This window comes from uncultured Varibaculum sp., from assembly GCF_902489465.1.
Lineage (GTDB): Bacteria > Actinomycetota > Actinomycetes > Actinomycetales > Actinomycetaceae > Varibaculum.
Genome location: NZ_CABTZZ010000007.1, coordinates 18,327 through 33,471, shown reverse-complemented (window position 1 = coordinate 33,471; position 15,145 = coordinate 18,327). Strand labels below are relative to the sequence as shown.

The 15,145-nt window shown below is 53.1% G+C and carries 12 protein-coding genes, 1 tRNA gene and 1 riboswitch; of the genes, 4 read left to right on the top strand and 9 right to left on the bottom strand.

Features of this window, described 5'->3' with window-relative positions:
- Positions 1-48 precede the first annotated feature (48 nt).
- The 3 genes from uvrB to RDM26_RS02430 all read left to right on the top strand — a co-directional run bounded on the left by uvrB (position 49) and on the right by RDM26_RS02430 (position 5,916).
- On the top strand, positions 49-2,142 hold the full coding sequence (gene uvrB / locus RDM26_RS02440; protein ID WP_307737463.1) for an excinuclease ABC subunit UvrB: 2,094 nt from the start codon (positions 49-51) through the stop codon (positions 2,140-2,142).
- A complete protein-coding gene (locus tag RDM26_RS02435) occupies positions 2,139-4,745 on the top strand; it encodes an HAD-IC family P-type ATPase (RefSeq protein WP_307737462.1) in 2,607 nt (868 codons plus the stop codon). Before uvrB ends, RDM26_RS02435 begins: the two co-directional genes overlap by 4 nt.
- Positions 4,746-4,872: 127 nt before the next feature.
- Entirely contained in the window at positions 4,873-5,916 is a 1,044-nt protein-coding gene (locus RDM26_RS02430) for a TerC/Alx family metal homeostasis membrane protein (RefSeq protein WP_307737461.1), read from the top strand.
- A 79-nt stretch (positions 5,917-5,995) separates the two neighbouring features.
- On the opposite strand, the gene RDM26_RS02425 is transcribed toward RDM26_RS02430, so the two are convergent.
- Genes RDM26_RS02425 through RDM26_RS02405 form a run of 5 tightly spaced genes read right to left on the bottom strand, consistent with a single transcriptional unit; the run spans position 5,996 to position 10,602 of the window.
- Complete coding sequence (locus RDM26_RS02425; RefSeq protein WP_307737460.1) at positions 5,996-6,910, bottom strand: ABC transporter substrate-binding protein; 915 nt, start codon at positions 6,908-6,910, stop codon at positions 5,996-5,998.
- Positions 6,901-7,707 carry an ATP-binding cassette domain-containing protein gene (locus RDM26_RS02420; protein WP_307737459.1) on the bottom strand — a complete coding sequence of 269 codons (807 nt, stop codon included), beginning with the start codon at positions 7,705-7,707 and terminating at the stop codon, positions 6,901-6,903. The genes RDM26_RS02425 and RDM26_RS02420 overlap by 10 nt, the downstream gene beginning before the upstream one ends.
- Positions 7,704-8,453, bottom strand: a complete 750-nt coding sequence (locus RDM26_RS02415; protein WP_307737458.1) for an ABC transporter permease subunit — start codon at positions 8,451-8,453, stop codon at positions 7,704-7,706. The genes RDM26_RS02420 and RDM26_RS02415 overlap by 4 nt, the downstream gene beginning before the upstream one ends.
- Entirely contained in the window at positions 8,450-9,481 is a 1,032-nt protein-coding gene (locus tag RDM26_RS02410) for an ABC transporter substrate-binding protein (protein ID WP_307737457.1), read from the bottom strand. Before RDM26_RS02410 ends, RDM26_RS02415 begins: the two co-directional genes overlap by 4 nt.
- Positions 9,469-10,602, bottom strand: coding sequence for a phosphotransferase (locus RDM26_RS02405; protein WP_307737456.1), 1,134 nt, complete (start codon positions 10,600-10,602; stop codon positions 9,469-9,471). The genes RDM26_RS02410 and RDM26_RS02405 overlap by 13 nt, the downstream gene beginning before the upstream one ends.
- Positions 10,603-10,620: 18 nt before the next feature.
- A riboswitch (TPP riboswitch) is annotated at positions 10,621-10,723 on the bottom strand.
- 65 nt (positions 10,724-10,788) lie between these two features.
- On the opposite strand from RDM26_RS02405, the gene RDM26_RS02400 reads away from it, so the two are divergent.
- Positions 10,789-10,863: transfer RNA gene (locus tag RDM26_RS02400), tRNA-Val, on the top strand.
- 7 nt (positions 10,864-10,870) lie between these two features.
- On the opposite strand, the gene RDM26_RS02395 is transcribed toward RDM26_RS02400, so the two are convergent.
- The 4 genes from RDM26_RS02395 to cysK all read right to left on the bottom strand — a co-directional run bounded on the left by RDM26_RS02395 (position 10,871) and on the right by cysK (position 15,077).
- Positions 10,871-12,148 carry a M18 family aminopeptidase gene (locus RDM26_RS02395; protein WP_307737455.1) on the bottom strand — a complete coding sequence of 426 codons (1,278 nt, stop codon included), beginning with the start codon at positions 12,146-12,148 and terminating at the stop codon, positions 10,871-10,873.
- A gap of 86 nt (positions 12,149-12,234) precedes the next feature.
- Positions 12,235-13,290, bottom strand: a complete 1,056-nt coding sequence (locus RDM26_RS02390; protein ID WP_307737454.1) for a DUF6308 family protein — start codon at positions 13,288-13,290, stop codon at positions 12,235-12,237.
- A gap of 255 nt (positions 13,291-13,545) precedes the next feature.
- Positions 13,546-14,130: a serine O-acetyltransferase gene (gene cysE / locus RDM26_RS02385; RefSeq protein WP_307737453.1), complete on the bottom strand. Its 585-nt coding sequence runs from the start codon at positions 14,128-14,130 to the stop codon at positions 13,546-13,548.
- 8 nt (positions 14,131-14,138) lie between these two features.
- Complete coding sequence (cysK, locus tag RDM26_RS02380; protein ID WP_307737499.1) at positions 14,139-15,077, bottom strand: cysteine synthase A; 939 nt, start codon at positions 15,075-15,077, stop codon at positions 14,139-14,141.
- Between the last annotated feature and the right edge of the window lie 68 nt (positions 15,078-15,145).

Genomic DNA, 15,145 nt, shown 5'->3' with positions numbered 1-15,145 from the left:
AACTAGCCTAAAAACGCCCTCGGATACCGTCCCTAGTAGACTGGAAAGGTGAGTGAGCAACTAGACCTGCGCCGCGCTAAAAAACCTTTCACGGTGAAAGCGCCCTATGAGCCTTCCGGGGATCAACCCCAGGCAATCGCGCAGCTCACCCAGCGGATTAACGACGGTGAAAAGGACATTGTTCTCCTGGGGGCAACCGGGACTGGCAAATCCGCAACCTCCGCCTGGCTGGTAGAACAGGTGCAGCGTCCCACCTTAATAATGGAGCCCAATAAAACTCTGGCTGCCCAAATGGCGGCGGAACTGCGCGAACTTTTCCCCGACAATGCGGTGGAATACTTCGTTTCCTACTATGACTACTATCAGCCAGAAGCCTATGTGCCCCAGTCCGATACCTATATTGAAAAAGATTCCTCTATAAATGACGAGGTCGAGCGGCTGCGGCACTCTGCCACTAACTCTTTGCTCACTCGCCGGGACGTAATCGTGGTGTCTTCGGTTTCCTGCATCTACGGCCTGGGTACTCCCCAAGAATATGTGGCGCGGATGGTTCCGCTCGAAGTGGGAATGCAAATAGAGCGTAACGAACTACTTAAACGTTTTATCACCATGCAATACACCCGCAACGATATGGCGTTTACGCGGGGAACTTTCCGGGTGCGCGGAGACACTATTGACATCATTCCCATGTACGAGGAAATGGCAATCCGTATCGAAATGTTCGGTGATGAGATTGATTCCTTGGCCACCTTGCACCCGATAACCGGCGAGGTTATCTCGGAAGAAGAATCAGTTTTTCTTTTCCCTGCCTCTCACTACGTAGCCGGCCCGGAGCGGATGCAACGCGCCCTCGATAGTATTGAGGACGAACTAGGCGAGCGGCTGAAATACTTCCGGGAACAAGGCAAACTTTTAGAAGAGCAGCGCCTGCAGATGCGCACTACCTATGACCTGGAAATGATGCGAGAAATTGGTACCTGTGCAGGCATCGAAAACTATTCCCGCCATATTGATGGGCGCGGGCCCGGCAGCCCCCCGAACACTCTCCTGGATTATTTCCCCGAGGATTTTCTATTAATCATTGATGAATCTCATGTGACAGTGCCGCAGATAGGAGCCATGTTCCATGGAGATATGTCCCGCAAACGCACTTTGGTGGATTACGGTTTCCGTCTGCCCTCGGCTATGGATAACCGTCCTTTGAAATGGGAAGAATTCCAAGAACGCATTGGGCAAACCGTTTATCTTTCTGCCACCCCCGGAACCTATGAATTGGGGCGCTCCGATGGGGTAGTAGAACAGATTATTCGCCCCACCGGACTGGTTGACCCCAAGATCGTGGTTAAACCTACCGATGGGCAAATCGATGACTTGATGGAAGAAATCCTGGTACGCAGCGAAAAGAACGAGCGGGTGCTGGTCACTACCTTGACTAAGAAAATGGCAGAAGACCTCACCGAATACCTCGCCGAGCGGGGAGTGCTAGTCGAATATCTACATTCCGATGTGGATACGCTGCGACGGGTGGAACTATTGCGAGAACTGCGGATGGGACGGTTCAATGTACTAGTGGGGATTAACCTGCTGCGCGAAGGCCTAGACCTGCCAGAAGTGTCCCTAGTTTCGATTCTCGACGCGGACAAGGAAGGCTTCCTGCGCTCGACTACCTCCCTGATTCAAACCGTAGGGCGCGCTGCCCGTAACGTATCCGGGGAAGTCCATATGTATGCCGATCAGGTTACCGACTCGATGCGGGCAGCGATTGAGGAAACCGAGCGGCGGCGGGAAAAACAGTTGACCTATAACCGCGAGCATGGGATTGATCCCCAGCCGTTGCGCAAGAAAATCGCAGATGTTACCGATATGTTGGCGCGCGAAGAAATCGATACCGAGTCTTTGCTGGGCACCGGATATCGGGGAGCAGGGAGCGGCCCCGATGCGCGCACCCGTCGGGAAACCGGTCAGGACGTGCGTGCTCGTTTGGCTAACCAGAACCAAACCGACTTGGCGGCGCTTATCGTAGAACTAACTGACCAAATGCACGAGGCAGCAAAGCAACTCCAGTTCGAGGTGGCCGCGCGCCTACGCGATGAGGTGCGGGATTTAAAGAAAGAACTGCGGCAAATGCGGGAGGCGAATTGAGCGTATCGGACAAGCCAGAAGCACCGATAGGCGAGGACTGGGTAGATTGCTCCTCGAAAATAACCGCTGCAAAAAGTGCGGTTCCGGAAGGTGATCCCCGAGTAAACAGCAGCCAGGCCGTAACTGAAACTGCCGATACTAACGCCCTCAACGCCTCGGACCGCAAGAGGATCGGGATCCAGGACATAAATAATGCTCAGAGGATGCGCGGACTCAGCCAGAAAGAAGTTGCGGCTTTAACGAAAAAAGGGATGTCTAACCAGTTCACTCCCCGAGCCACCCGCACTGTCCGCCAGATTCTGCGCGCCAATGTGTTTACCTTGTTTAACGCCATTCTTAGCGTCTGCATTGTGGTTACTTTGATTTTTGGGCATTGGGCGGACGCCGTTTTTGGGATCGTGATGGTGGTCAATGCGCTCACCGGTATTGTCTCGGAACTGCGCGCAAAACGGGTTTTAGAAAGAATCAGTATTCTCCAGGAAAATCCGATTCAAGTGATCAGGGAGGGAAAGCAACAAGCAATTTCACCCCGCCAAATTGTGCAGGGAGATCTCTTATGGTTGCGGCGCGGTGACCAGGTACCTGCCGACGGAGAAGTTGTTAGTACTCGCGGGCTTTACCTAGATGAATCCAACCTAACTGGGGAATCAGTTCCCCAGCCGCGTGCGGTAGGAGAGAAGGTTTATTCCGGTGCTGCCGTAGTCGCCGGTGATGGTTACGTACAGGTCAGTGCGGTGGGCAGCCGCTCGTGGGCTAATGCGATGGCTATCCAGGTCAAGAAGTTTAAAATGGCGCATTCGGAGCTAGAAGAGGGAATCAACAAGATTCTGACGGTAATCACCTATTGTCTTCCCCTGGTGATCGTGCTGCTGGCGGTGGCGCAGATACGTAACTTGGGAGGGCTTAGCGAAGTTACTTGGAAAAACATTGGCCCGGTGGTGGTAGCAGTAGTTGCCGGTATCGTGGGGATGATTCCGCAAGGCCTGGTGCTGCTCACCTCGGTTAACTTTGCGGCAGCTTCCTTAAAACTGGCGCGACAAGGAGTGCTCATACAAGAGCTGCCCGCGGTAGAAGTATTAGCCCGGGTAGACACTCTTTGCTTAGATAAAACCGGTACTCTCACTACCGGAGAGATTGCCGCGCGTGGTTTTGTCCTCCCCGGGCAGGATGAACTAGTTCCTGCTGGTAAGCTGGATTTAAACGCGCAGGCTGCGTTGGCAGTTTTGACTAAAGAACGTGAAAATGACACTTCGGCGGCAATCTATGAACGCCTCGATAAAGACCTTAAAAAGCCGACCTCAAACATTGAAAACCCGCAACTAATACCCTTCGATTCGGCGCGCAAATGGTCGGGGTTGGTTAGCGCGGGTGATACCTGGGTGCTGGGCGCTCCCGAAATTGTTTTGGGTCAAGACCGCTCTTGCCAAGAACAAACCGCTACTTGGGCTCAGAAAGGAGCGCGGGTTCTGGCTCTGGCGCGCAGCGAAAATGAGCAGATTTCCCCGCAAAATCCTGCCCTTCCTAAAAAGTTAGAACTCGTCGCCCTCATAGTGCTGACCGAACGCTTGCGCGATGATGCTGCCCAAATCTTGGATTTCTTTAGGGAAGAAGGGGTAGAGGTTCTGATTATTTCGGGGGATAACCCGGTCACGGTTGCGGCTTTAGCCGGCAGACTCGGGGTTGAAACTACCGGGTTTGATGCGCGGAAGCTTCCCGAGGACGAGGAAGGGATTGCCCAGATCCTTAAAAAACACCAGGTGTTCGGCCGGGTAACTCCGGAACAGAAACGAGCCCTGGTGCACGCCTTACAGGCTAGCGGAAAATGCGTGGCTATGACCGGGGATGGGGTAAATGATGCCCTGGCGTTAAAAGATGCGGATTTGGGGATCGCGATGGGTAATGCCGCGCAGGCCACCAAGTCAGCGGCGAAAGCAGTATTGCTAGATTCTAGATTTTCGGCTCTGCCACAGGTGCTAGGAGAAGGGCGTCGCGTGCTGGGAAACATGGAGCGGGTATCTACCTTGTTCCTGTCTAAAACTACCTATGCTGCCCTTTTGGCGCTGATAGTGGGGGTATTAGGGGTACGTTACCCGTATCTACCTCGCCACCTGACTCTTATCTCTTCTAGTACTATCGGAATCCCCGCGTTTTTCTTGGCGCTGGCGCCCTCTAACAGGCGTTATCGTCCCGGGTTTTTGCGCCGGGTAGGTCAACTAGCCTTGCCGGCAGGATTATTGTGTGGAGCCACCTCGATTGGAGCCTACCTTTGGTTAGGTAGGACGGAGGTTGCCACTTCGGCTGCCACTATTGTCCTGGCGATTGGGGCGCTGGGACTGCTGGCGATCCTGTCTCAGCCACTGCCTAGCTGGCGTGGGGGATTGCTCACAGCCATGATTGCCTTGGTGGTGGCGGCAATTACAGTGCCCGTGGTTCGCGACTTCTTTGCTCTGCAGGTCTTAAGCTTTACACAATGGCTGGTAGTAGGGTTTTGTAGCATCATCTCTCTGTCGGGATTGGCGCTTATCGGTACTTTTTGGGAACGGCGTCACTGGCCGGATCACGGTTCGGGGTTGCGGCTAAAACACGTTAGACTAAGAAAGTAAATCCGGAAGGGGAGTACTTCCATTAACAGGCCAGTCGTCATCACGGCAATTATGCCCGGCTGGTTCGGCCTGAAAAGGCGGAAGAAGACCTGAGCATAGACAACGCCAACGAAATGGAGAACGCTGCATGGGTCTGATGCCTACGCTTAATGCCGTCCCCGGCCATGAAGTAATTCACTGGTGGAACTGGCTACTGCTAGCTATCATTATTCTCGCTCTACTGGTGCTTGATTTTCGCGGACATGTCCGCAAAGCCCACGAACCCTCAATTAAAGAGGCCGCCATCTGGTCAGGTATCTATATGGCGATTGCGGCCGCCTTTGGCTTGGTGGTGTGGCTGCAATGGGATCTGAATCTGGCAGTAGAATACTGGGCCGGTTGGATCACCGAATGGTCGCTATCCTTGGATAACCTCTTTGTTTTCATCATCATCTTGAGTGGATTTAAGGTTCCGCGGGTCTACCAGCAAAAAGTGATCATGCTGGGAATCATAATCTCAATGGTGTTGCGTCTGGCGTTTATCCTGATCGGCGCAGCACTAATTAATCAATTCGCCTGGATCTTTTACCTATTCGGACTGTTCTTGATCTACACCGCTATCAGTCAGGCGCGGGAAGGGATAACCAAAGAGGACGAGGGGGATTCTGGCGAGGGTTACCAGGAGAACAAGTTCACCACCCTGGTGCGCCGGGTGCTCCCCGTCTCTGAAGGGTTCCGGGAAGCGAAACTGCTGTACCGTCACCGCGGAAAAACCTACGTAACCCCAATGTTCTTAGTTATCGTAGCTATTGGATCGGCGGATCTAATGTTCGCCTTTGACTCCATTCCCGCGATCTTCGGTCTGACAAAACACCCCTTTATTGTTTTCGCCGCTACCGCTTTCTCTTTGATGGGACTGCGCCAGTTGTTCTTCCTAATAGATGGACTTTTAGAGCGCCTGGCATTCCTGCATTACGGGCTGGCTTTGATCCTGGGATTCATCGGGGTGAAACTGATTATCCATGCCGCTCACGAGGCGCCCTTCTGGGGGATAGAGAAATGGGCAGCGGCTATTCCGGAGCCCTCTATCGGCTTTTCAATGGGATATATCTTAGTTGTCCTGGTAGGAACCGCGCTGCTATCGATCTGGTACTCTAAGCGGTACCAGGCAGCAAATCCTAAAAAAGATTAAGCGAAAAGTAATCGGCTCGGATACCTTCTAGGGTGTTAAAAACCTTAGGTATCCGAGCCAAAATCAATATGCAGGGATTCTACCTTTCGGGTAGGTAGTCGTTAGTATAGGCACCTTCCACGTCCGCTAGGGTAGCGGTGGTAAAGCCGTGTTCGCTCATCCACGTGGTGTAGGAACGAACTATTTCGGCATCCATCTCTCCCCAGCGTCCGGAGGGTGCATGCCAAGAGGGCGCCATGAACTTAAGGGAGGACTCTAATACGTCCTCTTCGCTGGCGCACATAGTGGAAGCTAAAATATCTACGGTTTCTGCCTGGTTATCCCGGGCAAAATCATAGCCGCGACTGGTAGCCGCCAGGAACGCCCGTACTTGATCTTCGTGGCTACGCAGATAGCTTTCCTCTACGCACAGGAAATAGGCATGGTGGGGGGTGACCTCCACTTCATCGAAGGATAGCTGCACTACCTCGGAGAACGGTTTACTGCCCTGGTAGGCTTCCCAGCCTAAAACATTGAAAATCGCGTCATATTTGCCTTTTTCAACTGCGCGAATATCCGGTTCGAATACTCCCGGATCCATGACTTTGACTTTAGAGAAATCGCCGCCATCTTTCTCGACGGCTTCAATTACCATCTGGATAAGTCGCTGCACCGGTGGAATCGAGACGGTTTTTCCTTCTAAATCTCGAAAGCGGCTAATCCCTTTCTCTTTGAGGGTAATCACCCCACCTAACTGATTTTGATTAAAGGTGGCTACCGCTACGAAGGGGTGGTCGCTATGGCGGGTTTCCAACAGCTCTCCCAGCCGAATAGAGGCAAATTGAAACTCTCCTTTGGCAGCTAGCTGGGCCGGAGTCCCGCGGTCAAAACCATCCCAAGAAATATCAACATCTAGGCCCGTCTCTTGATACCAGCCTTTCTTGCGAGCCACGAATAAGCCAGCGTGATTAGGCCAAGTAACGACATATTCCAAGCGGATTCGGGTTAAATCCATTTTTCCTCCCTATTTTCAATGCCCCAGAGGGCGTTTTCGATTTCTTGATAGGCTTTCACAAAATTTGGGGTGGTGCGCAGTCCGGTTCCGTGACTAAAACTGCCGCTAGCTCCCACTGAATTTGCTGATAAATATTCCACCCGTTCCGGAATCTCAATCGGAATTTCAGTGATAATACGGCCAGGCCGGCCTGACATCATCAGTACCCGGTCAGCTAGGGTGACCGCTTCGGCAATATCGTGGGTGACCAGCAAAAGAGTTAAATCGCGGCTGCGAGCGGCTTGCCAGAGCCAACGTTGCATGTGGCTACGGGTTATCTGGTCAAGAGCCCCGAAAGGTTCATCTAGGGCGATTAAAGTGGGTTTGGCTAGCATGGTGCGCAAAAAGGCTACTCGCGAACGCATTCCTCCTGAAAGCTGCGCCGGATAGACTCCAGAAAACTGTTGCAGGTCGAACTGGGCGAGGAGGGCGCGGGCGCGCTCGCGGGCTTTTTTGCGGGGGACTCCCCGAATACGTAAGGGCAGTGCCACATTGTCTTCGATAGTGTTCCAAGAAAATAGTCCATCGCGTTGGGGCATCAGGGCGATTAGGGGATTATCTACTGACCAGGCCAGGTTGCCTTGGGAGGGAGAACTAAGACCCGCGATTATTCGCAGCAGGGTAGATTTTCCGCAACCTGAAGGTCCCACCAGGGCGGTCACTGTCCCCTTAGTTATGGTCATCTCCACGTTGTCTAAAGCGGTCAGAGGTGGATTAGTAAAACTCTTCGTTACCGCTGATAGTTGCAATAGGCTCATTTTGCCTTCTTCCAGGGAATCAAGATGCGTTCTGCTAGTCCCACTAGTAAGTAAGCTGCCAAAGTCATTAGCGTTAGGATCCCGGCACCGAAAAACACTAGTTCCGTCCGAAAAGATCCTTGGGCAGTAAGCAAGTAAATTCCTAAACCATTCTCCGCCCCCACGAACTCGGCGGTAGCGGCAGTGGCCGGCCCGTAGGTGACCGCGATGCGTAGTCCAGTAATAAAATCCCCGAGAGCGGCCGGCATTCGCAAGTGGGAGAAAATCCAGGCAGGGGAGGCTCCTAAAGAGCGCGCTACATCAATCTGGTCGCGAGAGGGAGCCGCCAGACCTTTAGTAAAAGCGACAATGATCGGGAAAACTCCAAATAACGCCACTAGGAGGATTTTTGAGGTCATGCCAAATCCGAACCAAATTATCAGCAGGGGCGCGATAGCTACTACCGGAATAGTTTGGGAGATCACCAGAAGAGGCATCACGGCTTTGCCGAAAGTTTTGGCTCTCCATAGCGCAAAAGAAATCGCTACCCCGCAAATAATTGCGAGTAGCGTGCCTGCCAGTACCTCTATCAGGGTTATTTGGGTGGCTAGTGAGGCCGCCGGCCAGTCCGCAACCCCGGCTTTAATGATCACACTGGGGGCGGGGAGCAACTTGGGGTTAACTGTCCCCAGGCGGCAAACTCCCTCCCACAAAAGCAGGGATAAAAGGACGAGGCCGGCGGCGACTAGTCGCGAGCTTGCTTTCATTTACTGGCGGCTTTTGCTAGGAACTCGTTGGTTACTACTTCGGGCGCGGAGATTTTTTGGGTGTAGGGTTTTCCATCACCGTCAGTAACTAGCTTCTGCTCAATAATGAAGTCTAAGTAGCTTTGCCACTTATCCATATCGGCATGCCCCACAGTGCCGGCCGCATCTGGCCAATACTCTTTGGAAAGCTTCTCCTGGGAGGCGTTAACTAGTTTTGCATCTAGCTTTGCCTGCGGGTTCGCTGCTAGTAGGATCTTAGCAGCTTCTTGCGGGTGGTCTATTGCCCACTGGTAGCCTTTCTGGGTGGCTTGCACGAAGGAGCGCACCAGCTGCGGATCTTCTTTTATTAGGTCGGCGCGGGTAGAGATTCCCAGCAGCGCCGGGGTAGTGGGTACTCCGTACTTCTCGTAATCAAAGTAGCGTAACTTATACCCGCTCTGCTCGGCCTCAATGCCTTCCCAAGTAGACAGAAGTTCCGCAAAGTCAGCGCGTTCTTGTTCCACTGCCTGCAGGGTCCCAGCGCCGGCGACCACTTTTTTGAAATCACCTTTGCCACCGTCCTTTTGGATCAGCATTTTGGTGGCAATATGTTGGAATCCGCCGCCGAAGTCAGCGAGGGTATTGCCATCTAAATCTCGGGGACGCTGAATATCCGCCTTATCTAAGAATCCCAGCATATAGGAAGACTTTGGTTGCAGGTTGAACACCATCTTGATCCCCAAGTTGGAGGCTTTCGCGGAGGCAATCGAGTCGGTGCCGGAGAAGCCGAAATCGGCACCTTTGGCGGCCATTACTGATTCCACGCCACTCTTAGAAAAGCCCATTACTTTTACGTTTAGTCCGGCTTCGCGGTAAAATCCTTTTTCTTGGGCAACATAGATCCCGGTGTGGTTAGTGTTGGGGGTCCAGTCCAAAATTACCGAAGTATTTTTCAACTCGGGGTCTTTAGTTGCGGAACTAGATCCCGCGGCACACCCCGCCAAAGTTAGGGTCAGGGTGCAGGCTAAAGCGGTAGCTATTTTTCGCATGCTTTTTCTTTCGCTAGTTGGTTGATAAGGGACAAATATTTTTTGCCAGGTTCGGTCAGGAACCACTGGCTATGACCTTGGAAGCCGATATCCCAGGCCCAGTCTTTAATCTGCGGATCAATCGGTGCCAGCAGATCGTATTCGATGGCAGAAAGAGAAAACTCTGCGTTACAAAGAGCAATCAGCGCACCGAGCATCTCGATTTCCTCCGGGGAGAGGGAGAACACCTGCCCGTATCCGGTTAGCAAGTCGCCAGCGACCTGCGGCCAGTAACTATCGGTTTTCCCTTCGGTAATACTGATCCAGTCGATACTGTGGCGTTCCAGTAATACTGCTAGGTCAAAAAGTGGGGGATTTGGGCAGGCCAGACCAAAATCAATTAGGGAAGATATGCTGTTTCCTTCCCAAAAAGTATTAGAAACATGTAGATCACCGTGAGTGAAATAGCGGGGAGCATCGGCTAAGGGAGTAAGAGCGCGCGCAAAAGGACGCAAAGGCTCTAGTGCGGTACCTAAATCGTGGCCATTGTCTTGCAGATAGTTAGCAAGCACCGGATGGGCATCTAAAAATCCTGCTAGCTTGGGTAGCGGATCTCCCAGTAGGAGCTCTATCCGGTTTTGATAGGGGCCAGGATCCAGGGACTGCGGCTGAATTTTTTGGCTAGCGATACGGAGTCGGGCGGCAACTCTGCCCAATTCCACGGCTTCTTCGCGGGTCTTTGGAGGTAACCAGGAGCGCAGATCTCGATAGCGGTCTTGCCCAGCCGCGCCTGCGGAGGCCTCGATAATCCACTCTCCAGCGGCCAGGGTGCTGGTTCCCTGATTAAAACAGAAAAAACGCGGGGTGGGGAACCCCTCATCTGCCAGCTGATTGACAAAGGAATGTTTGCTTTCTAGCTCAGCCGCGGTCACCAGATTTTGGTGGTAGCGCTTTAAAAATACTTGCTTGCCGCTAGCGGTGGTCACTAGGCAAGCCGCAGCCATAGGACGGGAAGAAGGGGAGAGGCTTGCGATTTGCTGCTCGCGAAAATCCGGGATTTCCCTCAGGACTTCGGCTGCCTGACTGGTGGAAAAAGGTGGCCAGGAATTGTTGACCACTTCCAGCTGCTGTTCTCGATCCATCTGTGCCTCCTATATCCGTGCACAGGTGAACCAGCTTCCTGCGCCAGCATTACCTGGATCAGGTGTAACGGTCGAAGCGTTTTTGCTTCCTCTCAGCTCGAAAGCTCCCGTGCTACAAGTAGCGTATCAGAATGGCGGCGAATTTGGATTGCGCCCTCAAAATCCGGTAACGTGGTTTGAGTTCAAGGGCCATTGGCGCAGGGGTAGCGCGCTTCCTTCACACGGAAGAGGTCACTGGTTCGAAACCAGTATGGCCCACCATTAGGGCTTATTTCTGCAGATAAGCTCGCATTATTTTCGTCATCTGAACCTGGTCGCTAAGTGCACACATTTCCCGGGCAGCATGCATCGACAGAATCGGAACTCCCACATCAATAGTGGTGATTCCTAATCGAGTAGCGGTCATCGGCGCGATAGTTGACCCACAGGTGACTGTATTGTTTGACACAAAGCGTTGAGTCTTAACCCCGGAGCGCCTAGCTGCGTCCTCCCAAATGTGCCAGCCGGCAGCGTCGGTGGCATAACGCTGGGAGGCATTGAGCTTTAGTACCGGGCCAGATCCCATCACCGGACGGGTATCAGGGTCGTGTTTTTCGGGATAGTTGGGGTTTACCGAGTGGGCAACATCGGCTGATAGGCACGAGGAAGCGGCCAGCATCCGTTCAAATGCTTCCTCTTGACCGGTGGTGCCGGCGCAGCGACGCAGCACCTGTTCCAGTAACGGTCCGGCAGCCCCAGTTTCGGTGTGAGAACCTACTTCCTCATGGTCAAAGGCGGCGCTAATTAGAATATTGTCTCCTTGAAAATCCAGGTCAGCCAGGCTTAGTAGTGCCCTCGTGGCGCTATAGACCGAGAGAAGATTGTCTTGACGAGCCGATGCCAAGAATTCTCCGGTAGTTCCCAGCCGCTGCGGGGCATGAGTATCGAAAGTGTAGAGCTCGTGACTAGAGATCTCATCGGCTCCGGCAAGGCCAGCTTGCCCAGCGATTACCTCCAAAATTTTGCGAGAGGATCCCCCTACCTGCCAGAGGAGACGCAAGTGTTGCTGGCGGTCTAATTCCAGGTGGTTGGCGGATTCCCGATCCAGGTGGGGAGCTAGCTGGGGAATAGTAGCGATCGGATCGGTACGCACCAGGTGGGATTTTCCAGTTCGGTCATAGACGATCCCGGCGATGCCCAGTTCCCGGTTTAGCCAGGAGTTAGGGAGCATTCCCCCATAGATCTCTACGTTGAGCTGCCCCCAACCATCGGGACTAAAACTATCAGGGGTAGGTTTTAGTTTGAAGGCCGGAGAATCAGTGTGGCTGCCGATGATGCGGAATCCCTTGGGGGATCCAGTAGGTACGATCCAGGCGATGAGGGCGCCTTTGCGGCATAAAAAGTAACGTCCGGCACCGCGCGGCCAAGGTTTAGTGGCATCTACTGGTTTAAAGCCCTGGGAGCGGTAGATATCGGCCAAGGTGCGGGCAGCGAAACTGGCGCAAGGAGAAGCAGTAATAAAGTCAGTTAAACCTTGGGAGTAGGTTTCCAGATCAAAACTCGTCATAGTTTCATTTTAAGGGGGAGGGTTAAAAAGTTCCTGCCCCTTAGCTGCGGCCGCTAGCTAAGGGGCAGGAAAATGAACTGGATTGCTTAACGCGGTAAGGAGACCGGGTCAGTGGAAATGAAACCGTCATCGCCGTCCTCGCCCCGCACGTGGCGCCCACGTCGGCTACGAGCCGCGCGCGAATTCCCCAGATCTGCTGGTTCTTCGGAACCCAAGTGTCTGGGATCTGAATCTGCTATTAATCCCTGGTGTTCCTGGCCGGTTTTATTATCCTCTTCTCGTTGAGCCTGCTGGGCTTTTTCCTCGGCCAGCTTTTGGGCTTTGCTGCGGGCATCCTGCTGTTTCGCGATTTTCTTGTGCTGCTTCTTGGTGCGCTTAGCCAGTTTTTTACGGAGTTTTTCTTCTGCCTTTTCTTGGCGGCGAGTAGCTTTTTCTTGGCGGAGCCGCTGTTTTTCGGCTGCCCGCTGTTCCTGATATTCCGCGAATACTAACGCTTGTAACAGCTGAATTTGGGAAATCCATTCGGGCAGTTCCAAAGATTCGCGCAGATAGTAAAGCTGGTGAGCCAAGCGCCCGCGTTCAGCTAGCAACAAACCATGAAGATCTTGGCAAAACTGTACATAATCTGGAATCTCTCCCCAGGGGCGGCGGTCATCCTTAGTAAAGAGGGGGAGCGCCGACGGACGTAGCCGAGCCAATAGCGCCGCTGCCGCCTTGGGTTTTAGCACCAACGGATCCTTCGTTAGTGCCGTCCAAATCTGCGCAAGCGGTCCGGTCTCAGTTTCTAAAACCTGATCGGCAATATCCACTAGTTGGGTGTCGGTCGGGATCTGAGCAAGTAATTCCGGTAAAGGCTCGGAAGCAAAAAGCTGATCTAAGCCTTTACTATCTACCTGCAGATCTAGATTCGCAAGCGCTAGCAGATCGCAATCTCGCAGATTTAAGCCCCCTTCCCAAGAAGCAGCCGCCATTTGCGGCTGCAGAGGAAAACTAGGAGGAAACTTTGAAGTCAGGGAAAACAAAGTAATCCGGGGATTGTCTCTTTGGCAGTAGTAATCAGTGAGTAAGACGCGTGCCTTTTCCCAGGCATCGGCGTCTCCGCGAGTTATTCCGGCGACTATTTCCGGAACCTTGTTAATCATTTTCCCTCCGCAAGTAGCTAGTTTCCTAAATTGTAGTCGAAGACCGTGGTTGCCGGGTCGATACGTTCACCATGAAGAACTTTCTAATCCACTGTTAAACCGGTTAGCGCCGATGCCGTTATCCTTCCGCTCTGGGGGGGAAAAATCTGAGCGCGTGCCTGCTGCTTACCTAGCAGTGTGTCCTTGCAGCTATATTTTTCGAGGACGCCGCCGCCAGCGGCGGTTAGCTTCTCCGGTTTGAGCCGCCGCTACCCCCTAGATAAACAAGGTGGGGTCAATAATCAGTTCCGCGGTCTTTTGCTGGCTGCAGCCGGGAGATACCCGCGCGGGAACCCCAATCGCGGAGCATCCGGCAGGCACATCACGAACCACTACCGCATTGGCAGCAATTCGCGCATCCGAGCCCACGTGGATGGGGCCGAGCACTTTGGCGCCGGCTCCTACCATCACCCGATCCCCGAGGGTGGGGTGCCGTTTGCCTTTCGACATTGACACCCCACCCAAGGTGACTTGGTGAAACAGTACGCAATCGGTACCGATCTTAGTGGTTTCTCCGATTACTACTCCGTTGGCATGATCAATAAAGAGGCGGCGACCCAGGCGGGCTCCCGGGTGAATATCTACTCCGGTATAGCTGCGGGAAATTGAAGAAACTATCCTGGCCAGAAGTTTAAAGTTTTTCTTAAACAACATATGCGCCAGGCGGTAAGCCCAAACCGCATGCACTCCCGGATAAGTTAATGCCACCTCTAGGGCGTTGCGGGCAGCCGGATCCGAGTTAATAGCTGCTGCTAGGTCTTCTTTACAAAGTTGGATTAAAGTCGGTTCCGGCTTCGCCATGGTTGCTCCTAGTCCATCAAATCTTTAAACAGCGGGGTAGTTAGGTAACGCTCGCCAGTATCGGGTAGCAAAGTCACGATACGTTTACCTTTCATATCAGGGCTTTGCGCTAAACGCAACGCTCCCACCAAGGCAGAACCAGCAGAAATTCCTACAAGCAGTCCCTCCTTAGCGGCAGCTTTGCGTGCCATGGCGATGGCATCCTCAGTTTTAACCGTGAGCACTTTAGTCAGCACTTTCGAATCCAAAATATCCGGCACAAAGTTTGCTCCGATACCTTGAATACCGTGTGCCCCAGCCTTACCGGTAGTTAGCAGGGCGGACTCTTCCGGTTCAATCCCGAAGACTTCGATATCGGGATTTAGCTCCTTCAGGCGCCTGCCTACTCCGGTGACGGTGCCGCCAGTTCCGATTCCGGCAACGAAAACGTCAACCTGGCCGTTGGCGTCTGCCCAGATTTCTTCGGCAGTGTTTTCATAGTGAGTCTGGGGGTTGGCAGGGTTGGTGAACTGGGAAGCCAAAATGGCGCCTTCGCGTTCAGCTACCACTTTTTGTGCGGCATCTACGGTGCCTTGCATTCCCTTCGCCGCCGGGGTTAGTACTAACTCGGCTCCAAAAGCTCGCATCAGGGCGCGACGCTCTTTGGACATAGATTCGGGCATAGTGATTACCACTTTGTAGCCACGGGCAGCTCCTACCATTGCTAGCGCCACCCCGGTATTTCCAGAGGTAGATTCCACAATAGTGCCGCCCGGCTTTAACTTTCCGGAGGCTTCGGCGGCGTTTAGCATCGCTAGCGCCACTCGGTCTTTAACCGAGGAGGCAGGGTTGAAGGATTCAACTTTAGCTACCACTTCGCTGTCAGTATCGGCTGGTAGTAGCTGATTGATTTTTAGTAGGGGAGTGTGGCCAATAAGTTCAGTTACGTCTTTTGCGATATTCATGATTTTCCTTAAATTATTTGCGGTGACGAACTGGAGGTATCCAGTTATAAAAGTTAGGAATCGGGGCAGAA